Source organism: Virgisporangium aliadipatigenens, assembly GCF_016863615.1.
Taxonomy (GTDB): domain Bacteria; phylum Actinomycetota; class Actinomycetes; order Mycobacteriales; family Micromonosporaceae; genus Virgisporangium; species Virgisporangium aliadipatigenens.
The window spans coordinates 19178-34961 of record NZ_BOPF01000007.1 but is presented as its reverse complement, the minus strand read 5'-3'; the positions used below and the strand labels follow the sequence as shown (position 1 = coordinate 34961).

Here is a 15784-nt window from a genome sequence, read left to right as displayed (position 1 = left end):
GCGCCCATTCATCGGTTCCCCCGGAAACTCCGGCGGCGCGCGAACCCGGCGGTCGCCCACGCGGCGCCGGTGAGCGCGGCGGTCGCGGTCACCGCGAGCACGGCGTCCTGGCGTCGGGCCCGGCGCAACGCGTCGCCGTAGGGCACGGTGCTGTGCGACACCATCGCGTACAGCGGCCGCCACAGCCGCGGGAACATCCGGTTGAGCAGCAGGTCGGCCCGGGCGCGGGCGAGATGCAGCGGCGAACGGACCCGGTCGCGCAGCTCGACGAAGTTGCGCATGGACAGGTCGGCCAGCACGTCGGTGTGCGGCCGGCGCAGCGCCTGGAACAGCGCGAACGCGGCGGCCCGGTCGTCGGGGTGGCGGCTCAGGCACTCGTCCAGCACCAGGCAGTCCTCGAAGGCGGAATTCATCCCCTGGCCGTAGAACGGCGTGACGGCGTGGCAGGCGTCGCCGACGAGGACGACCCGGTCGCGGTGGTGCCACGCGCCGGTGCGAACGGTCACCAGGTGCGCGACCGGATGCGCGTCGTACTGCGCCGCGAAGTCCGGGATCAGGCCCGGCAGGTCCGGGAACGTGGCGCGCGCGTACGCCGTCGCGGCGGCGGAGTCCGGCAGGGTGGCGAAGCTGGGTGTGCCCCGTTCGGCGGCCAGCGGCAGCAGCAGGGTGCACGTGATCGAGTTGTCGATGTTCGGGTGGCCGACCACGAGCCCGTTGTCACTGGGCCACAGGTGCAGCGCCTCGATCGGCGTGCGGGCCGACCCGTCGGCGTGCGGCGGGATGGTCAGTTCCTTGTAGCCCCAGTCGATGAACGTCTGCTGGAAGTCGACCGGCAGCCCGTGGTGCATCCGCCGGCGGACCGTGGAGAAGGCCCCGTCGGCGCCGACGACGAAATCCCCCCGGTGCGTGCGCCGTTCACCGGTCAGGACGTCGGCGACGGTCAGCGCGGCGGTGTCCCGGTCGAGCGACACGCAGCGCCGGCCGAAGTGGAACCGCACCCCGGCGTGCTTCTCGGCCCGGTCGACGAGGAAGGCGTTGAGCTCGTTGCGCCGGATCGAATGCAGGATCTCGTCCGGACGCGAGCCGTACGCCTGGAACACGAGCGTGCCGTCCGGCCGGTGGATCATGCGGCCGCGCATCGGCACGAGCCGCGGGGCGAGCGCGTCCCACAGTTCGACCCGTCGCAGGGCACGGATTCCCCGCGCCGACATGCCGAGGTTGATGGAGCGGTCGTCGCCGCCGGCGACGGCGCGCGGGTCCGCGCGGCCTTCGAACACCTCGACGTCGTAGCCCCGTCGGGCCAGGTAGACGGCCAGCAGGGAACCGGAGAGACCCGCGCCCGCGATCAGGGCGCGTAAGCCCGGGCGGCTCACCGGTGCGCCCGTCGCCGTCTCGGGCAGTGGCTTGGATACCTGGACACGCGTGAGCCTCCGGCATGGTGAGAATGCGCCGCTCCGCGCCGTCGGGGAGCGTCAGGAAACTTTCGGAATACGGGCAGGCGAAATCACCGTTCGGCAATTGGTGTGCCCGCACGCGGAAGAGAAAGATCCGCAACGGGAAATGCCCGGGCGGCCCACCATTCGGATGATGAACCGTTTCGGATGGATGCAAATTCTGGCCACCGACAACGATAGGTGTCAAGACTGTGAATCGTTTTCGGGATCCATTGTCGTGGCGCCACATTGTCGGCTATATGACGGGCTTCGACGCCTTATGCCGATCGCCACCGGTACGGCCCGGGTCGTCGGGGTTGGTCACCGGCCTCAACGCGCCCATCAGCGGCGATACCGCCGCTCCTTGGACCGCGACAGTTCGGTCATGAATGGCCTTTCACCGTGCGTCCCGAACGGTTCGATTTATCCCCAATGGCCCCGGGGCAAGCGCTTTCCGCCCAGGTGAATTCGAGCCGCCCGTGAAAACTTTCACGGCGCGACGGCACACACCGGTCCAATTGACAGCCGCCGAAACTTTCCGGCCTCCGAGGCGCTACGGTGCCGACATGATTGCGCAGGAGTCCGCGCACGCGGTCGCGGAATTCATCGGGGGCCGGGCAATGGAAACCGCACCGACCTGGGGACAGCGCTCCATTTGGAAGGCGCTCGGGCAGCTCGCACCGAACGACCATTTCCTGAACATGCGCCGCCTGATATCGCTGTCGGAACGGGCCGGTGCGACCCCGGCCTCGGCCGCCTCCGCCGTCGGCACGGTCATCGAACGGTACGAGGCGCTGCGGACCCGCTACGAGACGCCCGACGGCCGATTGCGCCAGATCGTGCAACCGAGCGGACGGCTCGACATCGAGATCGTCGACGCCGTCCCGGGGACCCTGGAGCGCGCCGGCGTCGAGCTGCGCGACCGGCTGTGGCGCCGGTCGTTCGATCACGCGGCGGAACTCCCGCTGCGGGTCGGCTTCGTGACCGTCGACGGCCGGGTGCGCCGGATCGCACTCGTCGCGAGCCACCTGTCCGTCGACGGCTACGCCGCCGACACGCTGCTGCGCGACCTGCGCCTCGCCCTGCTGCGCGGCCGGCTGCCCCGCTTCACCGGGCTGCAACCGGTCGACCTCGCACCCGCCGAGGCGGCCGGAACGGCCACCAGCGCCCGCGCCGTCCGGTACTGGACCGATCAGCTGCGCGCCGCCCCGGTCACGATGTTCGCCGCCGTCGGCGCGCCGGCCGATCCGCCCTACCAGCGCCACCTGTTGACCTGCCGCCCGCTCGCCGAGGCCGCGCTGAGCCTGGCCCGCCGGCACCGGACCGGCACCGCCACCGTGCTGATGGCCGCCACGGCGGCGCTCGTCGGCCGGTGGACCGGGCATCGCCGGGTCGCCATGCACACGCTGGTCCACAACCGGTTCCGGCCCGGGTACGCCGACGTCGTCGGCACGCTGGTGATGCAGGGACTGCTCGTCCTGGACACGGCCGGGGAGGCCGATCTCGAGGAGCTGGTGCCGCGCACCCGGCACGCCGCGCTGCGCGCCTACCGCTGCGCCTACTACGACCCGCGCGAGCGCGACGCGGCCACCGCCGAGCTGTCCCGCCTGCGCGGCGCCGTCGTCGACCCGCACTGCTGCTTCAACGACGTCCGGCTCTCCGCCGACGACGCCCCGCTGCCCGCCGGCCCGCCGGCGCCGCGGATCCGGGCCCAGGAGCATCCCGCCGTGATGCACTGCCGGTTCTGCGTCGAGCTGCACGACACCCCGGACGGACTCGGCGTTCTGCTCACCGCGGACACCCGGTACCTGCCGCCGCCGTCGATGCGGGCTTTTCTGCGGGAACTGGCGGAGTCGGTGCTGTGCGCCGCGACGACCCGGCCGCGCTGATCAGGCCGCCGTGCGGGACCACTGCTGGTTGGTGCCGCTGTTGCACGGGTACTGCTTCAGCACCACGCCGTCGGCCGTCGAGGCGGCCGGCACGTCCACGCACTTGCCGCTGTGCCGCGCCCTGAGCTGGAACCAGCTCCCGCCGGCCACCATCTGGAACTGCTGGTTGGTGCCGGAGCCGCAGGTGTACTGCACGAGTTCGGCGCCGTCGGCGGTGGAGGCGCTCACCACGTCGAGGCACTTGCCGCTGTGCCGGCTAACGATGCGCCAGTAGCCGGAGCCGGCGTCCTGGAACTGCCACTGCTGCCAGGCGCTGCCGCCGTAGGTGTACTGGCCGACGCGTGCGCCGTTGGCGGTGTTCGGCTGCTGGACGTCCATCGCCTTGCCGCTGTGCCGCACGTCGATCCGGTAGAACGGCGTCACCGGATCGCTGCCGACGTTGTCGCCCCAGGCATACCGGATCCGGTCGGCGCCGGAAGCGTTGCGGATGCTCAGGTTCAGGTCGGTGCCGCTGCCGCTGAGCGCGAACATCGAGTACGCGTCGTAGCCGTTGCCGCCCACCTTGCCGCCGACGCCGGGCCAGTAGGTGCCGCCCATCTGGTTGTCCCGCATGACCTGGGCCATGGCGCGGATGTGGCGCACGAAGTTGTCGGTGCTGTTCGGGTCGGCGTAGTTGAGCCCGTTGTCCATCGTCGCGCCGAACTCGGTCGCCACCGCGCGGGAGGCGCAGTTGCCGAGCCGGGTCTGGATGTGGGTGCGGAACGCGTCGTACGTCATCGGCTCGTAGAAGAACGCGTAGTGGTGGAACGAGAGCAGCGTGCCGCTGAACCGGCTGTCGTTGCACACGTCCCGCAGATCCTGGCTGTAGCCGGTGCCGCCGATGAGCACGCGGGCCGGCACCGCGGAGTAGTGGTAGGCGAGCCAGTTGGCCGCCACGTCGCGCCACTGCGCCGAACTGTAGCCGTGCGGCTCGTTCATCGGCTCGAAGTAGACGTTGGCGTTCGCGCCGTACGTGTTCGTCACCGTGGACCACATCGCGTTCCAGGCGGCGAGGTCGGTGATCCGTCCGCCGGAGGCGGCGCCGTCCTCCCAGTAGGCCAGGATCACCTTGAACCCGCGCGCGGTGGCCGCGTCGATCGCGCCCCGGTAGGCGTTCCACCAGGTGGTGCCGACGGTGTGCGTGTTGATCGGCAGCCGGACGGTGTTGACGCCCATGGTGGCGGCCATGTCGTCGTACAGGGCGTTCGCCTTGGCCCGCACGGTGGCATTGCTGTCGGACGTGCTGAGCCCCTGCACCACGAGCGGGCCGGTGCTGAAGTTGTCACCCAGCACCGCCCAGTTCATGCCGCGGAACGGGCGCGTCGCGGCGGCGGCCGGCGCGGAGAGGACCACGACGCCGCCCGCCGCCGCCAGCGCGGTGGCCAGGGCGATCAGCGCCGGCCGCCACACCCCGCTCCGGGCCGTGAGGTATCCGATCACGGGACTCCGCCTCCGATCCGCCCAGGCAAACGTTTTCCTGGCATGGCGACCTAACCAGCCGGCGCCCCGGACGTCAACGGATGTCGATGTCTGGTGAAACTTTCAGGCGCGCCGGTGGGCCCGTCCGCCGAAGTGCAGATAGGTGGGCCGGCCGTCCGGCTCGTCGGGGTTGAAGAACACCGCGAGGAGATCGCTGTCCGAGATCGGCAGCTTGAGCAGGAACCCGTCCTCGCGCGCGGTCGGCCGCAACGGCAGGTCGACCATCGGTGGCATGTTCTCCACGTCGGGACCCTCCCGCGACACGGTCATCGTGGCGGCCAGGCCGCCCGGGCCGTTCGCCGTCACCTCCATGCGCACGCCCGCACGCGCGTAGGTGCCGACGTAGCGGGACGGGTCGGCGACCGGGGAGTCCAGCTCCTCGGGATCGGGCCGCGGGCCGACCCCGAACCGCTCGCCGAACAGCCAGTCGGCCAGTTCGCGGTACACCGCCAGGGCGCTCTCGACATTGGTCTGCAGGCAGAAGCCGAACCGGTGCCCGGGCGCGACCCGCATGAACGCGTTCTGCCCGATGGAGTTGCCGTCGTGGCCGATGACCGCCAGCTCGCCCCAGTGGTCCAGGATCCAGCCGAGGCCCCAGCCGTCACCCAGGATGCTGTCGTCGACGAGGTCGATCTGCCGGTCCTGCATCGCCGCGACCGCCGCCTCGGACAGCAGGCGGGTGCCGTCGGCCGCGAGACCGCCGTTGACGTGCGGGACGACGAAGTTGAGGACGTCGCCGGCGCTCGCGACGACCGACGCCCCCATCGGGCCGCACGACCGCCACAGCCCCCAGCTCGGGCTGACCACGAGCGTTTCCGGGTGCTCCGGGTCCGCGACGTGCCCGACGGCGTGCGGGTGCGGGATCACGTCCTCGGGGAACGACACGGTGTGCCGCAGCCCGAGCGGCTCGAACAGCCGGGTCCGCAGCGCCTCCTCGTAGGTACTCCCGACGACCACCTCGATCAGCCGGCCGAGGAGGGCGTAACCGCTGTTGCTGTAGCTCCAGATCCGGCCGGGCGGGCAGATCTGCGGCAGGTCGGCGATCCGCTCCACGTAGCGGCTGAGCGCGTCGTCGCCGCGGCCGGTGTCGAGGAAGACGTCCCCGTCGAAGCCGCTGCTGTGGCGGAGCAGGTCGCGCACGGTCACGCTGTCCCGCGCCCGGGTGTCGGCGACCTCGAAGTCGGTCAGGTAGCGGCGGACCGGCGCGTCCAGCTCGACCAGACCCTCGTCGACCAGCATCAGCACCAGGGTGGCCGTGTACAGCTTGCCGATCGACCCGGGCAGGAACAGCGCGTCGGTGGTGACCCGGGTGCCGGTGCGCAGGCTCAGCACGCCGGCGGCGACCTCGGTGACGGTGTCGCCGTCGAGGACCGCGAGTTGCGCACCGGGCACACCGTGCCGGTCGATCAGTTCGGTCAGCTTCTTCTCGAGGTCGCTCCGCTGGAACCCCATGTCCGCCTCCGGTCGTTCAAACCTACAGTGTTGGTGATTCTTACCTACACTGTAGGCCCGAGGCAAGGGCCGTAGATAATGGCCGGCATGGCCCCGTTGACGCGTGATCAGATCCTGCGGACCGCGATCCGCATCGCCGACCACGAGGGCCCCGAAGCCGTCACCCTGCGCCGCATCAGCACGGAGCTGGGCGTGCACGTGACCTCCCTGTACAACCACGTGCCCACCCGGGACGCGATCACCGACGGCATCGTCGAGGTCCTGCTCACCGAGGCGAAGCTGCCCGTCACCCCGGTGCCGTGGGAGGAGTGGACCCGCCACTTCTTCGCCGCGATGGGCACGATCGCCACCACCCATCCCGGCGCCTTCCACGCCCTGCAACAGCGGCCCGCGCAGGGCAGCCGGGCGACGGCGTCGTTCGAGATCGCGCTCGCCGCCTTCGTGCAGGCCGGCTTCTCCGCAGTCGACGCCTACTCGGCGGTGAAGACGGTCGCGCTGCTCGCCGTCGAGGTCGGCCTCGAACGCAGCAAGGCCGCCCGGGGCGAGGTGCTGGAGACCCGCCTGGACGAACTGCCCGTCGACGCGTTCCCCCTGGTGCGCTCGATCGCCGCCACCGCCACGCCGGAGGACGTCTGGGCGTTCGCCCTGGAGACCCTCATCGCAGGGCTGCGCGCACAGCTCGGAACCCGCTCGGCGAACCGCGGCGATCACGAACCGTCCTGACGCACTAAGGTGCACCTCGACATCGATGATGCGGATCCCGCCGAGCCCACCGCACCCGTGCGGGCCGCGGCGACCGGCACGACGCACGGGTTCCTCACGCGCAGCGGTAGCCGACTGATGCTCGACGGGCAGCCGTACCGGTTCGTCGGCGGTTCCGCGGCGAATACCTCAACTGGGTGCGTGAGGTGGTGACGCCGTACCGCTCCTCGCCGGCGATCGCCATGTGGGAGATCATGAACGAGCCGCGCGGCGCGGCGAACGACACCGTGATGAAGACGTTCTTCGACGAGACCGCGGCGCTGCTGAAGTCCCTGGCGCCCGACACCCTGGTCTCCACCGGCACGCTCGGCGAGTACATCCCCGGCACCCAGGACTACGCGTATGTCCACAGTGGACCGGACATCGACGTCGGCTCCCTGCACGAGTACGACTACCACACCAGCAACGGGCAGATCGTCTCCGGCCACTTCGGCCCGACGATCCGCGCGATGAACAGCATCGACAAGCCCATGTACACGAGCCCACCGACGGCATCACCCCGTCGGTCCCGCCGTCACCGTCGCCGTCGATCGCGCCGTCGCCTTCGCCTTCGCCGAGCCGTTCGGCCACGCCCACGCCGACGTCGTCTCCGGAGGCGGTCAACGACACGGCGTTCACCTACGCGGGAACGTGGCTCACCGCCGACGGCGCCGGCAAGTACCGCGACGACGACCACTACTCCGACGCGGCGGGCGCGACCTACAGCCTCACGTTCACCGGCACCCGCGCGAAGGTGTACTTCACCGTCGCCGCGCACCACGGCATCGCCGCCGTGAGCGTCGACGGCGGGCCGGAGTCCACTGTGGACCTGTACCGCGCCACCAGGGCCGAGCAGCAGGCGCTGTACACCTCGGCGGAACTCCCCGCCGGCAGCCACACCGTACGGGTGCGCGTCACCGGCACCCGCAACGCCGCGTCCACCGGCACGGTCGTCACCGCCGACCGCGTCGACGTCCCGCGCTGAGGCACGGCCCGGCGGCCGGTCGCTTCCACCGGTGACCGGCCGCCGGGATCGCTAAGCTGCGCAGATGGTCCGGGACGAGTTGCTGCGGCTGCGCGCGAGCGCGGAGTCGGAGGCCGCGACGCTGAGCCGGGACCTGCGGGCGCTGTTCGCCGCGTCGCGCGACTCCAACGCCGACGACGAGCACGACCCGGAGGGCGCCACCGTCGGCTTCGAACGCGCCCAGTTGACCGCGCTGCTCGCCGCCGCGCGGGAGCGGATCGTCGAGATCGACGAGGCGCTGGGACGGGTCGACGCCGGCACCTACGGCGTCTGCGAACGGTGCGGCCGGCCGATCGCGCCGGAGCGGCTCGCCGCGCGGCCGTTCGCCCGCCGCTGCATCACCTGCGCGTAGCGCAGCAGCGCGGTCACCACCGAGGCATCGGCGCGGGTGCGGTGCCGGCGTCAGGAGGCCTGGCGGACGGGCATGTCGGCCAGCCACACGTCGGCCAGCTCCCCCAGCGGCACGTCGAGCGCCTGGCTGAGGCAGACCACCGTGCCGAACGCCGGCGCGGGCAGCCGGCCCGCCTCGATCTTGCGCAGCGTCTCCGGGGAGATCCCGGCCGCCACGGCCACCTCGACGAGGCTGCGGCCGGCGCGCGCGGCCCGCAGGGCCACCCCGAGGCGCTGACCAGCGGCGATCTGTTCGGCGGTGAGTGGGTGGCGAACCATGAGAGCAGGATAAGCCCTACCCCGCCACCCAGAACCGGCGTGGTATAAAAATACCGCATACGGAGAGGGAGGCTGTCGTGATCGAGCTCAAGTCCGCCGAGGAGATCGACCGGATGGCGGTGACCGGCCGGTTCGTCGGCGAACTGCTCGCCGAGCTGAGCGGTGTCGCCGCGGTCGGCGTCAACCTGATGGACATCGAGCACCACGCCCGCCGCCGGATCAAGGAACGCGGCGCCGTCTCCTGCTACTGGGACTACTCCCCCTCGTTCGGCCGCGGCCCGTTCCGTAACGTGCTGTGCCTGTCGGTCAACGACGCCGTCCTGCACGGGCTGCCGCACGACTACGTGCTGCGCGACGGCGACCTGGTCAGCATCGACATGGCGGTCACCATCGACGGCTGGTCCGCCGACTCCGCGCTCTCGTTCATCGTCGGCACCCCGGACCCCGCCGACGTGAAGCTGATCGAGGCGACCGAGGTCGCCCTGGAGGCCGCCATCGCCGCCGCCAAGCCCGGTGGCCGTCTCGGTGACATCTCCGCCGCGATCGGCGCGGTCGCCCACTCCTACGGGTACAGCGTCAACAACGAGTTCGGCGGCCACGGCATCGGGCGCACCATGCACGAGGCGCCGCACGTGGCCAACAACGGCCGCGCCGGCCGCGGCATGAAGCTCGATCCCGGCCTCACGATCGCCGTCGAGCCCTGGCTGTGCCGCACGACCGACAAGATCAAGTACGACGCGGACGGCTGGACGATCCGTTCGGCCGACGGCTCCCGCACCGCACACTCCGAGCACACGGTCGCCATCACGCCGGCGGGCGCCCGGGTGCTGACGCTGCGCCCCACGCCGGGCGACGCGTCGGCCGCTCCGGCCGGGAAGCCCGCCACGGCCTCCTGACCGGCGTTCCGGGTCGGTGCTGGTGCGCTCGGCGACGACGGCCGTCGCGTCGGTGTCGTCGGGTGTCGCGTGCATGAGTGGCCGGTGGTCGGCGGCCCGCAGCGTGGAGATCAGTACACGTCGCGAAGATAGCGGCGCTCGGCGACCAGCGCCTTGATCCACGGTTCCGGGTCGACGCCGCCGTGCGTGGCGACGATCTCGCGCAGCGCCCGGTCCACGTCCTTGGCCATCCGGCTGGCGTCCCCGCAGACGTAGAGGTGCCCGCCGTCGCAGAGCCACCGCCACAGGTGGGCGCCGTGTTCGCGCATCCGGTCCTGGACGTAGACCTTGTTGCGCTGATCCCGGGAGAACGCCACATCGAGCCGGGTGAGCGTGCCCTCGTTGCGCATCGCGTCGAGTTCGTCGGCGTAGTAGAAGTCGGTGGAACGCCGCTGCTCCCCGAAGAAGAGCCAGGACGGCCCGCGCGCGCCACGCGCACGGCGTTCGCGCAGGAACGCCACGAACGGCGCCACGCCCGTCCCCGGCCCGATCATGATCACCGGTGCGTCGTCGGCCGGGAGGCGGAACGACGGGTTGCGCCTCAGGTACACCGGCACCGGCTGCTCCGGGGCGGCGTCGGCCAGATACGTCGAGCACACCCCCTTGCGCGAACGCCCACCCGGGTTGGCGAAGCGCACCACCGACACGGTCAGGCTCACCCGGCGCGGGTCGTCGACCGGCGTGGACGAGATCGAGTACAGGCGCGGCTGCAACGGCCTGAGCACTCCGGCCCACTCCGCGGCCGAGGCGCGCACCCCGTGCTCGGCGACCACGTCGATCGCCTGGCGGCCCCAGGTCCACTTCGCCAGTTCGCCCTTGTTGTCGGGCCGCAGCAGCGTCTTCAGCGGCGCGGACTGGGTGCGGTCGGCCACGAAGCGCAGCAGCGCCGGTGCGAGTCCGGTGATGTCCAGGCGGGTCCGCAGCGCCTCGGCGAACCCGATCGGCTCGCCGCCGAGCGCCACCTCCGCGTCGGCGTCGAGCCCAGTGACGTCGAGCCACTCCGCGACGAGTTCCGCGCAGTTGGTGGGCAGGACGCCGAGCGCGTCACCGGCGGCGTAGCCGAGGTCGGCGTCGCCGGTGTCGAACGTGAACCGCCGCACCTCCTTCGCCGAACCCGCGCCGGAGAGCAGTTCGTTGCCGATGAGCGCGGACCCGACCGGCGCACCCTTCGACCCCGGAACGACCTTCCGCACCGCCTTCGCACCACCGACCGGAGCGAGCACCGCCCCCGCACCACCCGCCGGCCTCAGCACCGGCACGGGCGCACCGACAACCGTTGCCCCGTCCGGCGAACCCGGCCGCGGCGCCACCCGCGCCACCCGCGTCGCCGACCCGTTGACGCCCCGGGCCACGTCACCGGCGGGCGCGGCGAGTGCGGCGGCCGGTTCGGGTGCGGTCAGCGCCTGCACCACCGCGTCGAGCCAGCCCTGCGCGGCGTCCTCGTAGTCCGGTTCGCAGTCGACGCGGGGCGCGATCCGCACCGCCCCCAGCTCGGCCAGCCGGTCGTCGATCCGCCGCCCGTGCCCGCAGAAGTCGTGATACGACGAGTCCCCGAACGCCAGCACCGCGTACCGCCGCCCGTCCAGCCGTGGCGCGTCGCGCAGCGACTCCCAGAACGTGGCCCCGTTGTCCGGCGCGTCCCCGTCCCCGAACGTGCTCGTGATGACCAGCAGGTCCCCGGAGCCGTCCAGCAGTTCGGCGGCCGGATCGGACATGCTGCGCAGGTGTGCCGCCAGCCCGCTGTCCGACAGTCTCCTGTGGACGGTCGCCGCGAACTCCTCCGCCGTGCCGGTCTGCGACGCCCACAGCACCCGCACCGCCTGACTGTCCGCAGTGGACAGTGCATCCGCGGCGGCGGTGGGGGCGCGCCACCCGCCGGCGACGAACCCGTCGATCCACGCCGCCGTCAGGGCGTCGAACGGCGCCCCGGCCGGCAGCACCGGCGGCGCGTCGGCGGTCGCGGCCCCGGCGAGGAACCCGGCCAGGTACCGCCGCTGCGGGTCGGTCAGGACTGGCGGCGCGGGGTCGATCCCGAGCAGCCCCGAGGCCACCGCCGAGACTCCGCCCGGCCGGCCGGCGCCCGCGGAAACGCCCGCCGGCGAAAGGCCGTCGGCCGAGATGCCGATACCGGCGAGGCCGGACGCCGAGATGCCGTGCGCCGCGCCGGGCGTGCCGGCCGGGACGGGGGCGGCCGCCACCCGGGTCAGCGCGACCGCGCAGACCTTCAGCTCCGGTTGGAACGACAGCGGGTCCACCGCGTCGTTGGTGACCGCGTTGACGCTGCGGTTCGCGCCGAAGAGGTCGTTCCAGTGGAACGGCGCGAAGAGCGACCCGGGACGGACCCGGTCCGTCAGGACGGCCGGGAGCACGGCCCGTCCGCGCCGCGAGGCGACCTCGACCTCGTCGCCCGCCCCGATACCGAGCACGAAGGCGTCGTCGGGGTGGATCTCGAGGAACGGCCCGGGGTTGAGCTTGTTCAGCGCGGTGATCTTGCCGGTCTTGGTGAGCGTGTGCCACTGGTGCTGCACCCGGCCGGTGTTCAGCACGAACGGGTGGTCGTCGTCGGGCAGCTCGGCCGGCGGCACGTGCGGGCGGGCGTGGAAGATCGCGCGCCCGCTGGGCGTGGGGAAGCGCGGCCCGTCCGGGGTCAGGTAGCGGATCGGGTTGCGCGGGCCGCAGCCGGGCGGGGCGGGCCACTGGACGGGGCCGGTGCGGAGCCGTTCGTAGGAGGCGCCGCGCAGGTCGTAGCCGGTCTTCTCGTTGGCGAAGCGCTGGATCTCGGCGTAGACCTCGGCGGCCGAGCCGTACGTGAAGGCGTCCGCGTAGCCCATCTCGCAGGCGATCCGGGCGATCAGCTGCCAGTCGGGCAGGGCCTGTCCGGGCGGCGTGACGGCGCCGGGCACCAGGGTCAGGTTCCGTTCCGAGTTGATCATCACGCCGTCGGCCTCGGACCACATCGCCGCCGGCAGCACCACGTCGGCGTGGGCGTTCGTCTCGGTGTCGGCGAAGGCGTCCTGGGTCACCACGAAGTCGCAGCGTTCCAGGCCCTCGACGACGGTGCGCCGGTTGCCGACCGACGCGACCGGGTTGGTGCAGATGATCCAGCAGGCCTTGATCTCCCCGTCGGCCATCCGGCGGAACATGTCGACCGTGCCGCGCCCGACCTCGCTGCGCAGCGTCCCGGCCGGCAGCCCCCAGACCTCCTCGGTGAACGCGCGTTCGCCGGCGTCGAGCACCGAGCGCTGCCCGGGCAGGCCCGGCCCCATGTAGCCCATCTCGCGGCCGCCCATCGCGTTGGGCTGGCCGGTCAGCGAGAAGGGGCCGCTGCCCGGCCGGCAGATCGCGCCGGTCGCCAGGTGCAGGTTGATCAGGGCGTTGGTGTTCCAGGTGCCGTGGGTGCTCTGGTTGAGACCCATGGTCCAGAGGCTCGTCCATTCCCCGGCCGTCCCGATCCACTCGGCCGCGGTCCTCAGGTCGTTCTCGGGAACGCCCGTGAGCGCGGCCACCGCCTCCGGCGTGTAGTCGTCGAGGAAGCCGGTCATCGCCTCCCAGCCCTCGGTGTGCGCGGCGATGAACTCCCGGTCCGTGCGGCCGTTCGCCACGAGCAGGTGCAACAGGCCGTTGAGCAGGGCGAGGTCGGTGCCGGGGCGCACCGGCAGGTACAGGTCGGCCTTGGCGGCGGTGGCCGTGCGGCGCGGGTCCACCACGATGAGCCGCGCACCGGCCTTGACCCGGTCCATCATGCGCAGGAACAGGATCGGGTGACAGTCGGCCATGTTCGAGCCGATGACCAGGAACAGGTCGGCGCGGTCGAGGTCGTCGTAGGAGCCGGGCGGCCCGTCGGCACCGAGCGAGAGCTTGTAGCCGGTGCCGGCGCTGGCCATGCACAGCCGCGAGTTCGACTCGATCCGGGTGGTGCGGATGAAGCCCTTGGCCAGCTTGTTCGCCAGGTACTGCGCCTCCAGACCCATCTGCCCGGAGACGTACAGGGCGACGGAGTCGGGGCCGTGCGCGTCGAGCGTCTCGCGCAGCCGCCGCGCGGTGAGCGAGACCGCGACGTCGAGGTCGGTGGGTTCGCGGTCGACGAGGGCGCGGTCGAGGCGGCCGGGGGCGGTGAGCAGTTCGCCGCTGGTGGCGCCCTTCGTGCACAGGCGTCCGGCGTTGGCCGGATGGTCCCGGTCGCCGGTGACGGTGCGCCGGTTGACGTCGAGGACGATTCCGCAGCCGACGCCGCAGTACGAACACACCGTACGGACGCGCTCCACCCGTGCTCCTCTCCGTTCCCCCGGAAACTAGGAACGGGCGGTTACGCGGGCGTGACTCCCGGCGCGACGGCGGCGTTACGGCCGACCCACAACGCGTCCGACACGATCGTGAAACAGGTAGGCGACCGCGCCGACCGCCAGGACCAGCGCACCCGCCGCCACCGAACGCCACGGCAGCGCCAGGGCCAGCACCAGGCAGCCGACCAGCCCGAGGGCGGGCACGATCCGGCGGCCGAGCGTCCACGCCGAGGCGTTCGCGACGGCGTAATAGACCAGCACCCCGAACGAGCTGAACCCGATCGCGGCCCGGACGTCGGCGGTGGCCGCGATGACCGCGACGACGGCCCCGACGGCCAGTTCCGCGCGGTGCGGCACGGCGAACCGGGGATGCACGGCCGCGAGCCCGCGCGGCAGAAACCGGTCGCGTGACATCGCGAGCACGGTGCGCGACACCCCGAGGATCAGCGCCAGCAGCGAACCGAGCGCCGCGACCGCCGCCCCGACCCGCACGACGGGCACCAGCCAGTCGGCGCCGGCCACCCGGACGGCCTCGGCCAGCGGCGCCCGCGCCTGCGCGAGAGCGGGACCGAGCACGACCAGCACCGCCACCGCGACGGCGGCGTAGACGGCGAGTGCGACGGCCAGGGAGAGCAGGATCGCGCGCGGGATGGTCCGCTCCGGCTCGCGCACCTCCTCGCCGAGCGTGGCCACGCGCGCGTACCCGGCGAACGCGAAGAAGAGCAGCCCGGCGGCCTGCAGCACACCCGCGTCCGCGCCGGCGACGGAGAGCCGCCCGGCGTCGGCGGTCCCGGCGAAGACGCACACGGCCACCACGAGCAGCAGGACGGCCAGCACCGCCAGCACGAGCACGCGCGCCACCGCGGCCGAACGCTGCACCCCCACGTAGTTCACCCCGGTCAGCGCCGCCACCGCGACGACCGCGATCAGATGCGCCTGCGCCGGCCACACGTACAGCCCGACCGTCAACGCCATCGCCGCGCAGGAGGCCGTCTTCCCGACCACGAAGCCCCAGCCCGCGAGGTACCCCCAGAACGGCCCCAGCCGCTCCCGCCCGTACACGTAGGTGCCGCCGGACTCGGGATACAGCGCGGCGAGCCGGCCGGAGGAGGAGGCGTTGCAGTACGCGACCACGGCGGCGAGCAGCAGCGCCGGCAGCAGTCCGGGGCCGGCCGCCCCGGCGGCGGGCGCGAGGGCGGTGAAGATGCCGGCGCCGACCATCGCGCTCAGGCCGACGAAGGCCGCATCGGTCAGGCCCAGCCGCCGCTCCAGTCTCACGCAGGTGACCATAGTCGCCGGCGGGTGGCCGCCGGACGGCGGCGACGTGAACGGTCCACGCGGTCGGGGTCGCCCTCGCCGAGCGCGCCGTCCGCTGACTACTCCGCCCGCCCGCGGGTAGGGGAACGCCATGGACGAACGCACGGACGAGCGCCCCGACGAGGCCGAGCGCGAGGAACGGGACCGCACGCGGGAGGCCCAGGAGGCGCACGGCGGCAGCATGGCCCCCGGCCTGGTGGACGAGACGGGACGGCCGGTCACCACCCCGCCGCCCGGCGCGCGGTGACGGCCGCCGTCGCCGCGTCGAGCGAGTGGGTCGACGGCAGCGGCGTGCGCCGGCCCGGCGGCGACGTGCACGCCTGGCACCCGGGCACCAACCAGACGCTGTGCGGCCTGGCGTTGAGCCGTTCCGCGTTGCGGCGCTTCCCGCACGAGGCGTTCGGGTACCGGGCGTCGGACGTGGTAGGCGCCGGCGACCCGATCGGGCGGATCTGCCCGCGGTGCGTCGCGGCGACGCGTGCGCGGCCACGGCGCGACCGGACGTTCCGCCGGCCGTGAGGCC

15 protein-coding genes are annotated in these 15784 nt (G+C 72.6%); 8 read left to right on the top strand and 7 right to left on the bottom strand.

The features are described from left to right. Positions 1-8: 8 nt before the first annotated feature. Positions 9-1373, bottom strand: coding sequence for an FAD-dependent oxidoreductase (locus tag Val02_RS10800; RefSeq protein ID WP_203898843.1), 1365 nt, complete (start codon positions 1371-1373; stop codon positions 9-11). A 626-nt stretch (positions 1374-1999) separates the two neighbouring features. On the opposite strand from Val02_RS10800, the gene Val02_RS10795 reads away from it, so the two are divergent. After that, on the top strand, positions 2000-3322 hold the full coding sequence (locus Val02_RS10795) for a condensation domain-containing protein (protein ID WP_203898842.1): 1323 nt from the start codon (positions 2000-2002) through the stop codon (positions 3320-3322). Here Val02_RS10795 and Val02_RS10790 read toward each other — a convergent pair whose 3' ends face one another. Both Val02_RS10790 and Val02_RS10785 read right to left on the bottom strand, forming a co-directional pair. After that, entirely contained in the window at positions 3323-4801 is a 1479-nt protein-coding gene (locus Val02_RS10790) for an RICIN domain-containing protein (RefSeq protein ID WP_203898841.1), read from the bottom strand. A gap of 102 nt (positions 4802-4903) precedes the next feature. Further along, a complete protein-coding gene (locus Val02_RS10785; protein WP_203898840.1) occupies positions 4904-6292 on the bottom strand; it encodes a serine hydrolase domain-containing protein in 1389 nt (462 codons plus the stop codon). An 87-nt stretch (positions 6293-6379) separates the two neighbouring features. On the opposite strand from Val02_RS10785, the gene Val02_RS10780 reads away from it, so the two are divergent. Beyond that, positions 6380-7015: a TetR family transcriptional regulator gene (locus Val02_RS10780; protein ID WP_203898839.1), complete on the top strand. Its 636-nt coding sequence runs from the start codon at positions 6380-6382 to the stop codon at positions 7013-7015. Positions 7016-7109: 94 nt separating this feature from the next. Here the strand turns inward: Val02_RS10780 and Val02_RS10775 are convergent, their stop codons facing one another. Beyond that, positions 7110-7358 (bottom strand): hypothetical protein, encoded by a 249-nt coding sequence (locus tag Val02_RS10775; protein ID WP_203898838.1) that lies wholly within the window; start codon positions 7356-7358, stop codon positions 7110-7112. Here Val02_RS10775 and Val02_RS48930 point away from each other — a divergent pair. From Val02_RS48930 to Val02_RS10765, 3 genes are all read left to right on the top strand, one after another. After that, on the top strand, positions 7249-7830 hold the full coding sequence (locus Val02_RS48930; RefSeq protein ID WP_506022217.1) for a hypothetical protein: 582 nt from the start codon (positions 7249-7251) through the stop codon (positions 7828-7830). The genes Val02_RS10775 and Val02_RS48930 overlap by 110 nt on opposite strands. Further along, positions 7788-8018: a hypothetical protein gene (locus Val02_RS10770; RefSeq protein WP_203898837.1), complete on the top strand. Its 231-nt coding sequence runs from the start codon at positions 7788-7790 to the stop codon at positions 8016-8018. The genes Val02_RS48930 and Val02_RS10770 overlap by 43 nt, the downstream gene beginning before the upstream one ends. Positions 8019-8082: 64 nt before the next feature. Continuing rightward, on the top strand, positions 8083-8409 hold the full coding sequence (locus Val02_RS10765) for a TraR/DksA family transcriptional regulator (protein WP_203898836.1): 327 nt from the start codon (positions 8083-8085) through the stop codon (positions 8407-8409). 50 nt (positions 8410-8459) lie between these two features. Here Val02_RS10765 and Val02_RS10760 read toward each other — a convergent pair whose 3' ends face one another. Continuing rightward, a complete protein-coding gene (locus tag Val02_RS10760; RefSeq protein WP_203898835.1) occupies positions 8460-8726 on the bottom strand; it encodes a helix-turn-helix domain-containing protein in 267 nt (88 codons plus the stop codon). A gap of 77 nt (positions 8727-8803) precedes the next feature. Here Val02_RS10760 and map point away from each other — a divergent pair, with 77 nt between their 5' ends. Beyond that, positions 8804-9622 (top strand): type I methionyl aminopeptidase, encoded by an 819-nt coding sequence (map, locus tag Val02_RS10755; RefSeq protein WP_203898834.1) that lies wholly within the window; start codon positions 8804-8806, stop codon positions 9620-9622. Between the two features lie 110 nt (positions 9623-9732). On the opposite strand, the gene Val02_RS10750 is transcribed toward map, so the two are convergent. After that, positions 9733-13926, bottom strand: coding sequence for a bifunctional nitrate reductase/sulfite reductase flavoprotein subunit alpha (locus Val02_RS10750; protein ID WP_239152693.1), 4194 nt, complete (start codon positions 13924-13926; stop codon positions 9733-9735). 75 nt (positions 13927-14001) lie between these two features. Next, complete coding sequence (locus tag Val02_RS10745; protein WP_203898833.1) at positions 14002-15234, bottom strand: APC family permease; 1233 nt, start codon at positions 15232-15234, stop codon at positions 14002-14004. Positions 15235-15352: 118 nt separating this feature from the next. Here Val02_RS10745 and Val02_RS10740 point away from each other — a divergent pair, with 118 nt between their 5' ends. Both Val02_RS10740 and Val02_RS10735 read left to right on the top strand, forming a co-directional pair. Beyond that, positions 15353-15508 carry a hypothetical protein gene (locus Val02_RS10740; RefSeq protein WP_203898832.1) on the top strand — a complete coding sequence of 52 codons (156 nt, stop codon included), beginning with the start codon at positions 15353-15355 and terminating at the stop codon, positions 15506-15508. Continuing rightward, entirely contained in the window at positions 15505-15780 is a 276-nt protein-coding gene (locus Val02_RS10735) for a hypothetical protein (protein WP_203898831.1), read from the top strand. Before Val02_RS10740 ends, Val02_RS10735 begins: the two co-directional genes overlap by 4 nt. Positions 15781-15784: the final 4 nt, after the last annotated feature.

What these genes read in the sequence shown, in the direction of transcription:
- Val02_RS10765 (WP_203898836.1), top strand. Translation starts at nt 8,083, where the DNA reads ATGGTCCGGGACGAGTTGCTGCGGCTGCGCGCGAGCGCGGAGTCGGAG.
- Val02_RS10780 (WP_203898839.1), top strand. Translation starts at nt 6,380, where the DNA reads ATGGCCCCGTTGACGCGTGATCAGATCCTGCGGACCGCGATCCGCATC.
- Val02_RS10760 (WP_203898835.1), bottom strand. Translation starts at nt 8,726, where the DNA reads ATGGTTCGCCACCCACTCACCGCCGAACAGATCGCCGCTGGTCAGCGC.
- Val02_RS10745 (WP_203898833.1), bottom strand. Translation starts at nt 15,234, where the DNA reads ATGGTCACCTGCGTGAGACTGGAGCGGCGGCTGGGCCTGACCGATGCG.
- Val02_RS10795 (WP_203898842.1), top strand. Translation starts at nt 2,000, where the DNA reads ATGATTGCGCAGGAGTCCGCGCACGCGGTCGCGGAATTCATCGGGGGC.
- Val02_RS10740 (WP_203898832.1), top strand. Translation starts at nt 15,353, where the DNA reads ATGGACGAACGCACGGACGAGCGCCCCGACGAGGCCGAGCGCGAGGAA.
- Val02_RS48930 (WP_506022217.1), top strand. Translation starts at nt 7,249, where the DNA reads ATGAACGAGCCGCGCGGCGCGGCGAACGACACCGTGATGAAGACGTTC.
- Val02_RS10785 (WP_203898840.1), bottom strand. Translation starts at nt 6,292, where the DNA reads ATGGGGTTCCAGCGGAGCGACCTCGAGAAGAAGCTGACCGAACTGATC.